This is a genomic window from Saccharothrix sp., assembly GCF_031180885.1.
Lineage (GTDB): Bacteria > Actinomycetota > Actinomycetes > Mycobacteriales > Pseudonocardiaceae > Actinosynnema.
The window spans coordinates 1-13,139 of the sequence record NZ_JAPSLK010000098.1; the positions used below are offsets into that span (position 1 = coordinate 1).

Genomic DNA, 13,139 nt, shown 5'->3' on the forward strand with positions numbered 1-13,139 from the left:
CTGCGACCCGGCGGAACCCTCCTCCTGCTCGACCACATCGGCAGCCACCACAACCTCCTCCACCTCGGCCAACGCCTGCTGGACAAGCTCACCGTCCGCACCCTCGGCGACCACCAGACCCGCCGCCTCCCTCCAGCACCTCGCCACCCTCGGCTTCCAGGTCCGGCACACCGAACGCTTCAAATGGGCACCGTCGAACGCGTCGCGGTCGTCAAGGCGGCGTGACCCGACCGGCGGCCCAGTAGAGGGCCGCCGGTCCGAATCGGCCGGCGTTTCCGCCGTGGCAGGCTGATCGGATTGATCGTCGTCGGCCGTTGTGCTGAAGAGGCTTCCGTTGATAGGGCCGGTACGTTCACCGGGCGGTGACGGCGTACTTCGCGTCCGTGATCGTCTGGCTCGAACCCGTCGGCGGTGTGAGGGTACGCGTCACGGATAGTCCATGTTGTCGATCATGGCTTGTTGGTACTCGCGGTAGGCGAGGAAGCCGTCGAAGTCGCCGTGCTCGCGCGCTGCAGCGAACATCGATCGGAACTCGTCGTCATAGCGCACATGCATCCCGCTCTTGATCCACTTCAGCGCCTCCGGGATCTCAGACTCCAGCCACGAGTCGATCTCGTCGAACAGCGCGAAGACCTCGGCGATCTCGATCTCGCTCGTGGCCAGGAGGGAGAAGACCTTGCTGCTGCGTACCCTTGTCAGGCCGATCGGAACCGCCGCGCCCGCCTCTGGCAGGTGCAGGTAGATCGTTGCTCCGTGGCCCTTCTCGAACCCGCCGTGGGAGTAGGGATTGCGCCACCGCTCGACGACCTGGGTGAGGCGTTCCTTGCAGTTGCAGCGACCGCGCGTCGTTGCCGTAGGCGGCGAACACCAGGTCGCGTTCCGGAATCGCGGAGCGGTTCATCAAGGGGATCGTGGAAGGCGACTGACCGGCGTTGGTGGTCGGTTTTCGGGGGTACCCGCTGGTGCACGGCAACCCCTGGAGGCCGCACCATGACCGATCCGCGACACGACCCGGCGCCATCCGACCCGGCACGATCCGATCCGGCACCGCCCGACACGGCCGGCGACACGGGGTCGTTGTACTTCGTGGGCAACGCCACGACGGTGTTGCGGCTCGGGCCGTTCACCGTGCTGACCGACCCGAACTTCCTGCGCCGCGGCCAGTGGACGCACATCGGGCAGGGTGTGGTGTCGCGGCGGTTGAAGGACCCCGCGATCGGGATCGACGACCTGCCGCCGTTGGACACCGTGGTGTTGTCGCACCTGCACGGCGACCACTTCGACCGCGTGGCCGCCCGCGGACTGGACCGCGACCTGCCGATCCTGACCACCCCGCACGCGGCGCGTCGGCTGGGTCGGCGGGGGTTCCGGGAGTCGGTGCCGTTGCCGACGTGGGCGGACATGACCCTGGACAAGGGAGGTGCCTCACTGACGGTCACCTCGTTGCCCGGGCGTCACGCGTTCGGGGTGGTCGGCAAGGTGCTCCCGCCGGTCATGGGCACGCTGCTGGACTACCGGGCGGCTCCCGGCGCACCGGGTTTCCGGGTCTACCTCACCGGTGACACGTTGGTGCACGATGACCTGCGGGAGATCCGTGACCGCTGCCCGGCCATCGACGTGGCGGTGGTGCATCTGGGCGGCACGAAGGTGCTGGGGGTGCTGCTGACGATGGACGGTCGGCAGGGCGTGGACCTGCTGGAGATGGTGCGCCCCCGGCTCGCCGTCCCCGTGCACTTCGACGACTACGGCGTGATGAAGTCGCCGCTGTCGGACTTCCAGGACGAGGTGCGGCGCCGCCGGCCGGAAGCGGCGGTCACCTACCTCGATCGCGGCCACGTGCTCGACCTCCCGGCGGCGGGCCGCTGAACGGTCAGGGGCGGAAGACCGAACGGGTGCAGCCGTCCTCTTTGGACTTGAACAGATCGTAGCCGCGGGGCGCGTCGTCGAGCGGCATGACGTGGGTCGCCAGGTGGTTGGTGGTGATGCGGCCGGCGGCGATGTGGTCGAGCAGCATGGGGATGTAGCGCTGCCCGTGCTGCTGGGCCGCGCGCAGCGTCAGGCCCTTGTTCATCACCGCGCCCAGCGGGAACTTGTCCACCAAGCCGCTGAACACGCCGAGCACGAACACCGTGCCGCCCTTGCGGCAGGCGTGGATCGCGTCGCGCACGGCGATCGGGCGGTCGGTCTCCAGCTTCAGCTTGCTCTTGACCTGGTCGTAGACGTGCTGGGGGCCGAAGCTGTGCGCTTCGCAGCCCACCGCCTCGATGCACACGTCCGGGCCACGGCCGCCGGTCATCTCCCGCAGCGCGGCGCCGATGTCGGTGCGCGCGTAGTTCAGCGTCTCCACGCCGAACACCCGCTCGGCCTGCTCCAGCCGGTAGTCGAGCCGGTCGATCACCACGACCCGCTCCGCGCCCTGCAACTGCGCCGCGCGGGCGGCCATCTGGCCCACCGCGCCGCAACCCCACACCGCCACCACGTCGCCGGGCGCGACACCGCCGAGGTCCGCGCCCATCCACCCGGTGGGCACGGAGTCGGAGGCGAACAGGGCGCTCATGTCGTCCACCCCGTCGGGGATCGGGATGGCGGTGTGGTCGGCGAACGGCACGCGCACGTACTCGGCGTGGCTGCCCTTGAACCCGCCCATCGCGTGCGAGTAGCCGAACACGGCCCCAGGGTCCGCGCCCCACAACGCCTGCGTGATGCCGGGGTTGGTGTTGCTGTTGTCGCACAACGACCACAGGTCGTGGGTGCAGTACCAGCACGAGCCGCAGCCGATGAACGAGCACACCACGACCCGGTCGCCGGGCCGGTGGCGGGTGACGCCGGGGCCGACCTCGACCACCTCGCCCATGAACTCGTGCCCGATGACGTCACCGGCCTGCATGAACGGGATGTGCCCGGTGATCAGGTGCAGGTCCGAGCCGCACGCGGTGCTCAGCCCCACCTTGAGCACCAGGTCCTGGTCGTTGATGATCCGGGCGTCGGGGACCTGCTGGACCCTCAGATCGTTGACGCCTTCCCAGCACAGCGCTTTCACAGCCTGCCCTCCCCGGCCGCACGACTGGTCACCAGGCGCAGCACCCGCCCCGCCGGACCCGGGTGGGTCGCGGGCGGGTCCGGCCGCAGCACCGATCCCGTCTCGATCAACGACTTCGTCTGGCGCAACGCGACCCGCAGGTCCTCCCGCGACACGTCACCGACCGGCCGCGCGAGCAGCTCGGTGCCCTTGTCGCCCGTGGCGGGCCGAACGCGCAGTTCCACGTCCTGGCGCAGCTCCGCGAGCGGTTCGGGCAGGTCGTGCAGCAGGTCGGGCGAGCAGTGCACGGTCACGGCGAGCCAGTGCTCGTCGCGACTGTCCGCCTTGCGCCGCGCGACGACCAGCCGGCCGACCACGGCCGCTGCCGCCGCGCCGACGCCGGTCAGCACGGCGGCCCTTGACGATGTCTTCATGCGCAAGCCCTTCTTCGGGGTTCTCATCGGCCCAGCGGCCCGACGTCGGAGTGGCGACCGGGCAGCCGCGCGGCGTGCCGCCGGCCGGGACCGGGGCCGCCGCGCGCGGCGAGCCGGTCGGCCACCGCCCCGGTCGCGAAGGCGTACACGGCCTTGTGCAGCAGGTCCACGGCCAGTTCCGGGCGCGGCCAGGTCTGCGGTGGCGCGCCGACGCCGGTGGCGTTCTCCAAGACCTGGTCGTTGGTCAGCCGGACCACGGCGAACATGCCCGAGGCGACCGGACCGCGCAGCCCGGCGTTGGCCATCAGCGCCCGGACGACGCCCAACAGTGCGCCCTGCCCGAAGTGCATGACGAGGTTGTGCGCCCGCGACCGTCGTTCCGGCAGGCCGGTCAGCCGTTCCAGCACCCTGGCGGGCACGTGGGAGTCGGGCCGGCCGGTCACCCGCTGCTCGACCTTCTCCGCGACCGTCATCACCACCACCCCGACGGCTCCGGCCAGCACACCCTGTCCCAACGAGCGCATCAACATATCCACCGGATACCCACCCGGCCGAACTCCATGTCACCGCGGGTCGGGAACGGCGGTGACGCTCCACCGCTCACAGCCCAGCAGCGTCTCGTCGGCCAGGCGGTCCACCAGCCCGGCCGGGTTCCCCGCCTCCCGGAACGCCCGTCGCTGCCGGTCCGCTCGCGTGCCGAACCGGTCCACGGCGGACAGGAGGCGTTCCACCAAGTCCAGGTCGCCGCTCGCGCACAGCGCGTCGCGCACCACGTGGACCAGCCGGTCCACCATCAGGCGCGCGGGCGCCAACCGCCCGGAGAACACGTCGAGCGCGCGACCGCCGAGCCCGTCGCGCGCGGCCCTCCAGGACGCCATGCGCAGCAGCTCCCCGGGCACCGGGGAGCCGCGCAACCCGCGGCCCAGGTCGGCCAGCGCCGTGGTGACCAGCGCGCAGCTCAGTCGCATGATCCCGGGGAGTGCGAGGTTTGCCGCGCCGGTCACGGGTATCCGCCCGCTTAGCCGGCCCTGCGCGCCGTCGCCCTCGCCCTCGTCCGAAGGACGCTCATGACGACCTTGAAGCCCACGCCGATCGTCCCGGACGGCGCGGCGCGCCCCCGGCGCAAGGGCTCGGCCCTGCTGCGCCTGTTCGCCACCACCGACCACAAGCTGATCGGGCTGCTCTACCTCACCACCTCGTTCGGGTTCTTCCTGGTCGGCGGCGTGATGGCGTTGCTGATGCGCGGCGAGCTGGCCCGGCCGGGCCTGCAGTTCCTGTCCAACGAGCAGTACAACCAGCTGTTCACCATGCACGGCACGGTCATGCTGCTGCTCTACGCGACCCCGATCGTGTTCGGCTTCGCCAACTTCATCCTGCCGCTGCAGATCGGCTCGCCGGACGTGGCGTTCCCGCGGCTCAACGCCCTGTCGTACTGGCTGTACCTGTTCGGCGGCCTGATCGCGGTCAGCGCGTTCCTCACCCCGGCGGGCGCGCCGGACTTCGGGTGGACCGCCTACACGCCGCTGAGCAGCGCCATCCGCACCCCGGGCGTCGGGGCCGACCTGTGGATCGCGGGCCTGGTCGTGGGTGGTCTGGGCACGATCCTGGGCGCGGTGAACATGATCACCACCGTGATCTGCCTGCGCGCGCCGGGCATGACCATGTTCCGGATGCCGATCTTCACCTGGAACATCTTCATCACCGCCATCCTGGTGCTCATCGCGTTCCCGATCCTGACCGCGGCGCTACTGGGGCTGCTGGCCGACCGGCACCTGGGGGCGCACGTGTTCGACCCGGCCAACGGCGGGGCGATCCTGTGGCAGCACCTGTTCTGGTTCTTCGGCCACCCCGAGGTCTACATCGTGGCGCTGCCGTTCTTCGGGATCGTGTCCGAGATCTTCCCGGTGTTCAGCCGCAAACCGCTGTTCGGCTACAAGGGCTTGGTCTACGCCACCATCGCCATCGCCCTGTACTCGGTGATCGTGTGGGCGCACCACATGTACGCCACGGGCGCGGTGCTGATGCTGTTCTTCTCCGCCACCACGTTCATCATCGCCATCCCGACCGGCATCAAGTTCTTCAACTGGATCGGCACGATGTGGAGGGGGCAGCTCACGTTCGAGTCCCCGATGCTGTTCAGCGTCGGCTTCCTGGTCACCTTCCTGTTCGGCGGTCTGTCGGGCATCCTGCTGGCCTCGCCGCCGATCGACTTCCACGTCACCGACACCTACTTCGTGGTGGCGCACTTCCACTACGTCCTGTTCGGCACGATCGTGTTCGCCACCTACGCGGGCATCTACTTCTGGTTCCCGAAGTGGACCGGTCGGATGCTCGACGAGCACCTGGGCAAGGTGCACTTCTGGACGACGTTCATCGGCTTCCACCTGACCTTCCTGGTCCACCACTGGCTGGGCAGCCAGGGCATGCCCCGCCGCTACGCCGACTACCTGCCCGGCGACCAGTTCACCGACCTCAACACCATCTCCACCATCGGGTCGTTCGTGCTGGGCGCGTCCACCCTGCCGTTCCTCTACAACGTCTTCCGCAGCTACCGCTTCGGCGACCCGGCCGAGCACGACGACCCGTGGGGCTTCGGGAACTCACTCGAATGGGCGACGTCCTGCCCGCCGCCCCGGCACAACTTCACCGAACTGCCCCGCATCCGCTCGGAGCGGCCGGCGTTCGAACTGCACTACCCGCACATGGTGGAGCGGATGCGCGAGGAGTCCCACTACTCGGTGCTGCGCCGCGACCAGCGCGACGTGAAGACCGACCCGACCACGGAGAAGTACCTCGCGCCGACCCAGCGCGAGACCCCCGACGAGGACTAGGCCACCGGACGAGGTGCCCCGTGAACCGACGCCAGGAACGACGCCTTCTGCGTGAGATCGAGCGGCGGCTCGAAAGCGACGACCCCGTGCTCGCGGCTGCCCTGGCCGGGCCGCGCGTGGCTCCCGGTGGGCGTTCGGCCGGCGGGCGTTCGGCGCGGGTGGGCGTGGCGGTGCTGGGGGTCGCGTTGGTGGTGCTCGGGGCCCTGACCCACCTGTTGCTGGTGTTCGCGGGCATCCTGAGCTTGATGACGGCGGCGTGCATGCACGTCTCACGCCCGAACCGGTAGGCGCCGGTTCGGGCGTGAGACGCTGGTCAGGCCTGGCCGGTGGGGGTGCCCTGTCCGCCGTGGGGACCAGTTGTTCCTCCGAGCTGGTCGGTGTGCGGTGCAGCAGCCCGTCCTCGTCGCGCTCGGCGTACTGGCCGGTGTGGGTCAGCGGCGGCGAGTAGGCGTGGATGGTCACGGTGGGGTCCGCGCCGGGCTCGGCGCGCATGCGGTGGATGAAGGTGTTGTCGAAGCAGAAGCAGCGGCCCGCGACGACGGCCTCCCGACGCTCTTGCGGTAGGCGAACCGCCGGGTATCGCGGCGGGGGATGTGGTGACCGGTTGGGCGAACCCGACGTCCCTGCTCGGCGGTGTCCTGGCCGTGCTGGTGTTCGCCTACCTGGCCGCGGTGTTCCTGTGCGGCGACGCCCGCCGCGACGGCGAACACGACGTGGCTGAGGCGTTCCGCCGCCGCTCGCTGGCCGCGGTGCCGGCCACCGGTGCGGTGGACTTGGCCGGCATCGCCGTGCTGCGCGCCGACGCGCCCCTGCTGTTCGCGGGGCTGACCGGCCGCGGCCTGCCGGTGGTGGTGCTGTCGGTGGTCGCCGGCCTGACCGCCCTGGCGCTGCTGCTGACCCGCCGCTACATCGCGGCCCGGATCGCCTCGGGGCTCGCGGCCGCGGCGACCCTGACGGCGTGGGCCGTGGGCCAGTACCCGTACCTGCTGCTGCCGTCACTGACCGTCGACCAAGCTGCCACCGGCCGCCCCACGCTGCTCGCCCTGCTGGTGGCGCTGTCGGTCGGCACGGTGATCCTGGTGCCGTGCCTGGTCTACCTCTACACGCTGTTCCAGCGACGTCCCACGAGCACACCGACACGGCCCTGACCAGCCGCGCCTCACCGGGCTCGTCGTGCGTTGGCGCTGCGGGCCGGCGCGGATGACAGTCGTGGTTCACGCCTTCGGGGGTGTGGGTGGTGTCGTTGGCGGTGGTGCTCGGGTGGGACTGGCCACGGCAGGGCTGCACGCTCGGCGACCCCGGGCCGGTGAGGCCCGGGGTCGCCGGTGGTGGGTCGGTTGGTCAGGCGTTGTCGGATGCGTGGACTGCGATGATGTTCCTGGTGTCCAGCACGGCGATCGTGCGGTCGGGTAGCAGGACCGGCAGCCACCGGTGCGCGGTCTGCGGGTCTTCGACGTGTGCTCCCAGGACGACGCCGCGCAGGAACACAGTCGGGTCGAGCACGTCCGGGTTGAGGTAGGTGACGAGCGCACCGCGCTCGGGGCAAGGCGAAATGGCCATGGCGGAGTCCAGTGGGGTTCGATGCCGCGCATCGGCCGGAACGCTCGACGCGGCCTGCCTGTCGCCGACTGTTCGACGTACTTCACGGATACCCTCGCCCCGCGAGGCGCAACCGTTGCTCGGAATGGCTCAAGTGGACAGCAGGCGCACCGCCGCCACCGCGTCGGCGACGGTCGGGTGCAACGGCAGCGCGCTGTCGACCTGGCTCACCTGCAACGGCCGCAGCACGGCGCGCCGGTTGGCGACGACGGCGAAGGGGATGCCCAGCCGGGCGGCGCGGACCTCGCGGGCCCTGGCCCGCGCTGCCCGTAGGGCGTTCAGGGCTGTCGCGTCGATGCCGGCCGGCACGCGCCAGGCGGTCGGGGTGGAGGCGAGGGGGCCGAACACCTCGTGCTGGTCGCGCAGCACGGCGAGGTCCCGGATCGCCTCGCCGCCGTCAGCGGGCATCACGGCCAGGTCCACCGCGACACGGCCGGGATTGTGCCCGGTCCCGCGTGGTCGCGGCCGGTGCAGGGCATCGGAGAAGGCAGTGGTCTGCGTGGTGGCGTCAGCCAGATCCGCAGGTTACAGGTGGCAGCGAAGGCGGGAGCTTCGGCGCGGCATTGTCCGACACCTTGGCACGTTCCAATTCTTGGGCGCCTTTCGTCCGGCGATCGCAGGATTCGATGGGGGCCCGGGCCGAACGACGCTGGTCGTACCAACCCGGCCTGAGGGGCGCAGCACAGTGTCCGGCGGCGTATTCGTGGAAGTCAAGAGGCATGAACGAGCCGCATGCTCGTGCCCCGAGGCACTTGACGGTCGGATGACCGGGCATCAATACTAGCGCGAGCAAGCGGTTTAAACGTTCTAATGCCGTACCGTGCTGGTGTGCCACGCGGGCGGACTGAGAAGGGGTCGACCACGTGGAGAAGCGAGTCCTCGGCCGTACCGGACGAAAGGTCGGGGTGTTCGGCCTCGGCGCCTGGCAGCTCGGCGCCGACTGGGGAGAGGTCGCCGAGGACGACGCTCTGGCCACGCTCACCGCCGCGGCGGAGGCGGGTGTGTCCTTCCTGGACACCGCCGACGCGTACGGCGACGGGCGCAGCGAGCAGCTGATCGGGACGTTCCTCAAGTCCCGGCCCGATCAGGACATCGTCGTGGCGACGAAGATGGGCCGCCGGTTGCCGCAGGACCCTGCGATCTACACGCTGGAGAACTTCCGGGCCTGGACCGACAGGTCGCGGGCGAACCTGGGGGTGGAGCGCCTCGATCTGGTGCAGCTGCACTGCCCGCCCACGAGCGTGTACGCCGACGACGAGGTCTTCGACGCACTCGACACCCTGGTCGCCGAGGAGCGCATCGCCGCATACGGCGTGAGCGTGGAGACCCGTGCCGAGGCGCTGGCGGCGATCGCCCGGCCGGGCGTTGCCACTGTGCAGCTCATCCTCAACATGCTGCGGCTCGGACCGCTCGCGGACGTGCTGCCTGCCGCCCGCGAGGCGGGAGTGGGGATCATCGCCCGGGTGCCTCTGGCCAGCGGCCTGCTGTCCGGCAGGTACGACGAGAACACCAGGTTCGCTGAGAACGACCACCGGACCTACAACCGGCAGGGCAGCGCCTTCGACATCGGCGAGACCTTCTCAGGAGTGGATTTCGCCACCGGGCTCGAAGCCGTGCGCAGGCTGGCACCACTGGTGCCGCCCGGGGCGACGATGGCCCAGTTCGCTCTGCGCTGGATCGCCGATCAGCCCGGCGTCAGCGTGGTCATTCCCGGCGCCCGCAACCCGAAGCAGGCGGCCGGCAACGCCGCGGCGTCCAACCTCGCACCGCTCTCGGAGGAATCGCTCGCCGCGGTGCGCGAGATCTACACCGAGCTGATCGCTCCTGAGATCGGCGACCGCTGGTGACCGGCGATGCGGTAGCACAAGCCGCGGCGAACCTGTGCGAGGCGGTCTCGCCCGAGGGCCTGCCGGTGCGCGCCGCACACCGGCGCAACCCCTACGAATACCTGATGAGTGACGGCCAGTTCGACGAACTGCTGCTGGACCTCGGGCTGCGGCGGGCCGCGAGCATCTGGCGCAATCACTCGGCGCACCCGGGCCGCGCGCCGCACGGGGTGTACGAGCGCGCGTGCATGGGGTTCGTCGTCCTGGACCCCACCGTTGGGCCGTGGGTTCCGGATACCGAGGCGGTGTTGGCGGTGATCACGGTCGGCCAGGACGGTTCGGAATTCCTGCCCAACGCGGCGGCCAAGGCGGCCGGGCACAGGCGGCTCGGCCGCAACTACGGCGAGGCGGTCCTGGTCGATCCGCACCTGTGCGGCGACGGCAACTTCCGCTTCGGCCACTCCGCCGAGGTGCGCGGCGTGATCGTCGGCACCAGCTCGCAGACCACTGACCAGGACCTGCACGAAGCGGCTGCGCTCGCCGCGGACCTGGTCGCCGCCCTCGGGGAGCGGCATCTGGCCTGGCAGGAGCGCGTCGGCCCCGGCGAGTGGCTCGCCGAGGGCGGTAGCCCCGGCGAGCGGTATCGGGACATGATTGGCTGGTTCCCCGTCGGCTGAGCCGCGTTGTCGACGGTGGCGGGGCAATGGGCGCCGGCCGGTCGTGGGGCGGACAACAGGAAGGCAGCAGGAGTGGCGAACAGCGATACGCCTCGGCGCGGCGGCATGCGCCAGGTCGCCGAGGCGGCCGGTGTCTCGACGGCCACTGTGAGCAACGTCCTCAACAGTCCCGCGATCGTGGCCCCTGAGACCCGTAGACGGGTGGAGGAGGCCATGACACGGGTCGGGTTCGTGCGCAACGGCGCCGCACGCCAGCTCCGGGGGATTCCCAGTTCGGTGGTCGGCGCCGTGCTGCTCGACCTGGCGAACCCCTTCTACGGCGAGGTGAGCCGGGGCGTGGAGGACCGGGTCACCGAGGCCGGCTGCATGTTGATGCTCTGCAGCAATGACGCGCAAGCCGCCAAGGAGGCACGGCACCTCCAGGTACTCGAGGAGCACGGCGTGCGTGGGATTCTGGTCGCCCCGGCCGCCGCCCGGCTTGACGCGCTGGCCTCGCTGGCGAAGCGGGGCACTCCCGTCGTGCTGCTCGATCACCCGCAGGAGGACATCGACCTGTGCGCGGTCACCGTCGACAACGTCCTCGGCGGGCGTCTGGCCGCCCAACACGTCATCGAACTCGGTCACCGCCGACTCGCGTTCCTGCACAGCTCGCTCGGCGCCCGCCAGTCCGTCCAGCGCCGAGAAGGCATACACCAGGCGCTGCACGGGGCAGGGCTGGATCCCGCTACCGCACTCGTCGAGGTCGACATCCCGCCGCCGGACGTCGCCGGCGGGGCCGATGCCGCGCTTGACGCAGTGTTCGCCGACCCGCGGCCGCCGACCGCGGTGCTCTGTTTCAACGACATCGCAGCGCTCGGTGTGCTCCGTGGTTTGCGCCGGCTCGGTCTTGCCGTGCCCGGCGAGGTCTCCGTGGTCGGATACGACGACGTCCAATTCGCCGCTGAACTCGCTCCGGCCCTGACCACGATCAGACAGCCGAAGTACGAACTCGGCCGCGCCGCGGCCGACCTGCTGCTGGACGAAACCCGCCCAGGGCACCGTCACCATGAGGTCCTGCTCCGGCCGGTCCTCGTCGTCCGCGGCTCCACGGCGGCCGCGCCCCCGCCCTCAGGTTCAGCGTCGTAGCGTCTACCGATCGTTCCGACCAGGTTGGCGGGGCCGGGCAGGATGTGCTGTGCGGTGGTGACGGTGTCGGCGGCCGTCTCCAGTAGCACGGTGAAGCTGATGCCGGTGACCGCGTCGGCGGCGGTGCGTATCAGGCACCACGTCCACCGAATCACGCACACCTGGGAACTCGCGCTCGCGCCCGCCGTCATCCCGATCCCCAGGGCCTCGCGCTCCGCAAGCATCCGCGACTTCGCAGCCGCTCTCGAACTCATAGCCGACCAGATCGCACTTCCTTCGATCCGAAACATTCACACAGCGAAAGAGTCACATGAAGACCTTCATCCTGCCCGGCACCGACATGGTGGTCCCCAACGTCGTCCTCGGACTGATGCGCATCCAGGACATGACCGACGAGGCGGTGCGCAGGCTCGTGAACACCGCACGCGACACCGGCATCACGTTCCTCGATCACGCCGACGTATACGGCTGGGACGACCACGGTTGCGAGCGTCGGTTCGCTGAAGCCATGAAGCTCAGCCCGTCGGAGCGTGAGCAGTTCGTCATCCAGTCGAAGGCCGGAATCGTCAAGGACGCGTCATACTTCGACTTCTCCCATCACCACATCACCGAATCCGTGAACGGTTCACTCCGGGCACTGGGCACGGACTACCTCGACGTCCTGCTGCTGCACCGTCCCGACGCTCTCGTCGAGCCGGAGGAGGTGGCCCGTGCCTTCGACGAGCTGTCGGCGGCAGGCAAAGTCCGTGCCTTCGGCGTCTCCAACCACACCCCCCGACAACTCGACCTGCTGCGCAAACACGTGACGCAACCAATCGTGGCGAACCAGCTCCAGCTGTCGATCACGCACGCCCCGATGATCGCGCAGGGCGTCGCCGCGAATATGCAGGACCTCGATCAGTCGATCGTACGTGATGACGGAATCGTCGACTACTGCCGCCTGCACGACATCACCATTCAGGCGTGGTCGCCTTTCCAGGCCGGATTCTTCGACGGCCCGTTCCTCGGTTCCGACCGCTTCCCCGAGTTGAACGCCGTAATCGACCGGCTGAGCGACAAATACGACGTGCCGGCCGAGGCGATCGCGGTCGCCTGGATCACCCGCCATCCCGCGCGGATGCAGGTCGTGCTCGGCACGACCACGCCAGAACGGGTCACGGCCGCCGCGCTCGGTTCCGACATCCCGCTCACCCGATCCGAATGGTATGAACTGTTCCGCGCCGCCGGATACAAAGTGCCCTGACCTCGATCTTGCATGACGGCTCGTCGGCTTTGCCGGCGGGCCGTTTGGGACTGTTTCAAGATCGGTGTGTCTGGCCCGACACGCCGGGCCTGGGGTCCGGCGGGATGGGCACTGTGAGTGATGACATCTGAGCTTGTGAGCGCACGCAAGAGCGAGACCGGGACCGGGACCGGGACCGGGCGGCAACTGTCGCCGGAGCAGGCCGCCGCGGCGGCGATGGTGGCCGAGGCCAAAGCGCGGGGGCTGGCGCTGACCGGTCCGGACGGCCTGCTCAAGCTGTTCACCAAGAACGTGCTGGAGACCGCCCTCGCCGAGGAGATGACCGAGCACCTCGGCCACGAGAAGAACCGCGCGGAACCCGGACGCGAGTCGACCAACGTGCGCA

At 70.0% G+C, this 13,139-nt stretch carries 13 protein-coding genes and 2 pseudogenes; 9 read left to right on the plus strand and 6 right to left on the minus strand.

Annotated elements, in window-relative coordinates:
- Positions 1-990: 990 nt before the first annotated feature.
- Positions 991-1,866, plus strand: a complete 876-nt coding sequence (locus RIN75_RS42825; RefSeq protein WP_309117845.1) for an MBL fold metallo-hydrolase — start codon at positions 991-993, stop codon at positions 1,864-1,866.
- 4 nt (positions 1,867-1,870) lie between these two features.
- Here RIN75_RS42825 and RIN75_RS42830 read toward each other — a convergent pair whose 3' ends face one another.
- The 4 genes from RIN75_RS42830 to RIN75_RS42845 are packed head-to-tail and all read right to left on the minus strand — an operon-like array spanning position 1,871 to position 4,421.
- A complete protein-coding gene (locus RIN75_RS42830; protein ID WP_309117846.1) occupies positions 1,871-3,040 on the minus strand; it encodes a zinc-dependent alcohol dehydrogenase in 1,170 nt (389 codons plus the stop codon).
- On the minus strand, positions 3,037-3,453 hold the full coding sequence (locus RIN75_RS42835; RefSeq protein ID WP_309117847.1) for a hypothetical protein: 417 nt from the start codon (positions 3,451-3,453) through the stop codon (positions 3,037-3,039). Before RIN75_RS42835 ends, RIN75_RS42830 begins: the two co-directional genes overlap by 4 nt.
- A 23-nt stretch (positions 3,454-3,476) precedes the next feature.
- Complete coding sequence (locus RIN75_RS42840) at positions 3,477-3,983, minus strand: hypothetical protein (protein ID WP_309117848.1); 507 nt, start codon at positions 3,981-3,983, stop codon at positions 3,477-3,479.
- Positions 3,984-4,016: 33 nt separating this feature from the next.
- Positions 4,017-4,421, minus strand: a complete 405-nt coding sequence (locus RIN75_RS42845) for a hypothetical protein (RefSeq protein ID WP_309117849.1) — start codon at positions 4,419-4,421, stop codon at positions 4,017-4,019.
- A 99-nt stretch (positions 4,422-4,520) separates the two neighbouring features.
- Between RIN75_RS42845 and ctaD the strand changes: the two genes are divergently transcribed.
- The 3 genes from ctaD (at position 4,521) to RIN75_RS42860 (ending at position 7,432) form a co-directional block, all read left to right on the plus strand.
- Entirely contained in the window at positions 4,521-6,284 is a 1,764-nt protein-coding gene (gene ctaD / locus RIN75_RS42850) for a cytochrome c oxidase subunit I (protein WP_309117850.1), read from the plus strand.
- 20 nt (positions 6,285-6,304) lie between these two features.
- Entirely contained in the window at positions 6,305-6,571 is a 267-nt protein-coding gene (locus RIN75_RS42855) for a DUF3040 domain-containing protein (RefSeq protein ID WP_309117851.1), read from the plus strand.
- Positions 6,572-6,880: 309 nt separating this feature from the next.
- Complete coding sequence (locus RIN75_RS42860) at positions 6,881-7,432, plus strand: cytochrome d ubiquinol oxidase subunit II (protein WP_309117852.1); 552 nt, start codon at positions 6,881-6,883, stop codon at positions 7,430-7,432.
- A 193-nt stretch (positions 7,433-7,625) separates the two neighbouring features.
- Here the strand turns inward: RIN75_RS42860 and RIN75_RS42865 are convergent, their stop codons facing one another.
- Positions 7,626-7,844 carry a hypothetical protein gene (locus RIN75_RS42865; protein ID WP_309117853.1) on the minus strand — a complete coding sequence of 73 codons (219 nt, stop codon included), beginning with the start codon at positions 7,842-7,844 and terminating at the stop codon, positions 7,626-7,628.
- 267 nt (positions 7,845-8,111) lie between these two features.
- Positions 8,112-8,405 (minus strand): annotated as a pseudogene (locus RIN75_RS42870) (IS1380 family transposase); the annotation flags it as partial.
- A 341-nt stretch (positions 8,406-8,746) separates the two neighbouring features.
- Here RIN75_RS42870 and RIN75_RS42875 point away from each other — a divergent pair.
- From RIN75_RS42875 to RIN75_RS42895, 5 genes and pseudogenes are all read left to right on the plus strand, one after another.
- The gene (locus RIN75_RS42875; RefSeq protein WP_309117854.1) at positions 8,747-9,730 is read left to right on the plus strand and encodes an aldo/keto reductase; all 984 of its coding nucleotides are present in this window, start codon (positions 8,747-8,749) and stop codon (positions 9,728-9,730) included.
- Complete coding sequence (locus RIN75_RS42880; protein WP_309117855.1) at positions 9,727-10,386, plus strand: hypothetical protein; 660 nt, start codon at positions 9,727-9,729, stop codon at positions 10,384-10,386. The genes RIN75_RS42875 and RIN75_RS42880 overlap by 4 nt, the downstream gene beginning before the upstream one ends.
- 72 nt (positions 10,387-10,458) lie before the next feature.
- Positions 10,459-11,511, plus strand: coding sequence for a LacI family DNA-binding transcriptional regulator (locus RIN75_RS42885; protein WP_309117856.1), 1,053 nt, complete (start codon positions 10,459-10,461; stop codon positions 11,509-11,511).
- Between the two features lie 310 nt (positions 11,512-11,821).
- Positions 11,822-12,754 (plus strand): aldo/keto reductase, encoded by a 933-nt coding sequence (locus RIN75_RS42890; protein ID WP_309117857.1) that lies wholly within the window; start codon positions 11,822-11,824, stop codon positions 12,752-12,754.
- A gap of 135 nt (positions 12,755-12,889) precedes the next feature.
- Positions 12,890-13,139: pseudogene (locus RIN75_RS42895) on the plus strand (IS256 family transposase); the annotation flags it as partial.

Bases quoted from the DNA above. Each gene is read 5' to 3' on its own strand.
- RIN75_RS42840 (WP_309117848.1), bottom strand. From the start codon at position 3,983: ATGTTGATGCGCTCGTTGGGACAGGGTGTGCTGGCCGGAGCCGTCGGG.
- RIN75_RS42865 (WP_309117853.1), bottom strand. From the start codon at position 7,844: ATGGCCATTTCGCCTTGCCCCGAGCGCGGTGCGCTCGTCACCTACCTC.
- ctaD (WP_309117850.1), top strand. From the start codon at position 4,521: ATGACGACCTTGAAGCCCACGCCGATCGTCCCGGACGGCGCGGCGCGC.
- RIN75_RS42835 (WP_309117847.1), bottom strand. From the start codon at position 3,453: ATGAAGACATCGTCAAGGGCCGCCGTGCTGACCGGCGTCGGCGCGGCG.
- RIN75_RS42825 (WP_309117845.1), top strand. From the start codon at position 991: ATGACCGATCCGCGACACGACCCGGCGCCATCCGACCCGGCACGATCC.
- RIN75_RS42845 (WP_309117849.1), bottom strand. From the start codon at position 4,421: ATGCGACTGAGCTGCGCGCTGGTCACCACGGCGCTGGCCGACCTGGGC.
- RIN75_RS42890 (WP_309117857.1), top strand. From the start codon at position 11,822: ATGAAGACCTTCATCCTGCCCGGCACCGACATGGTGGTCCCCAACGTC.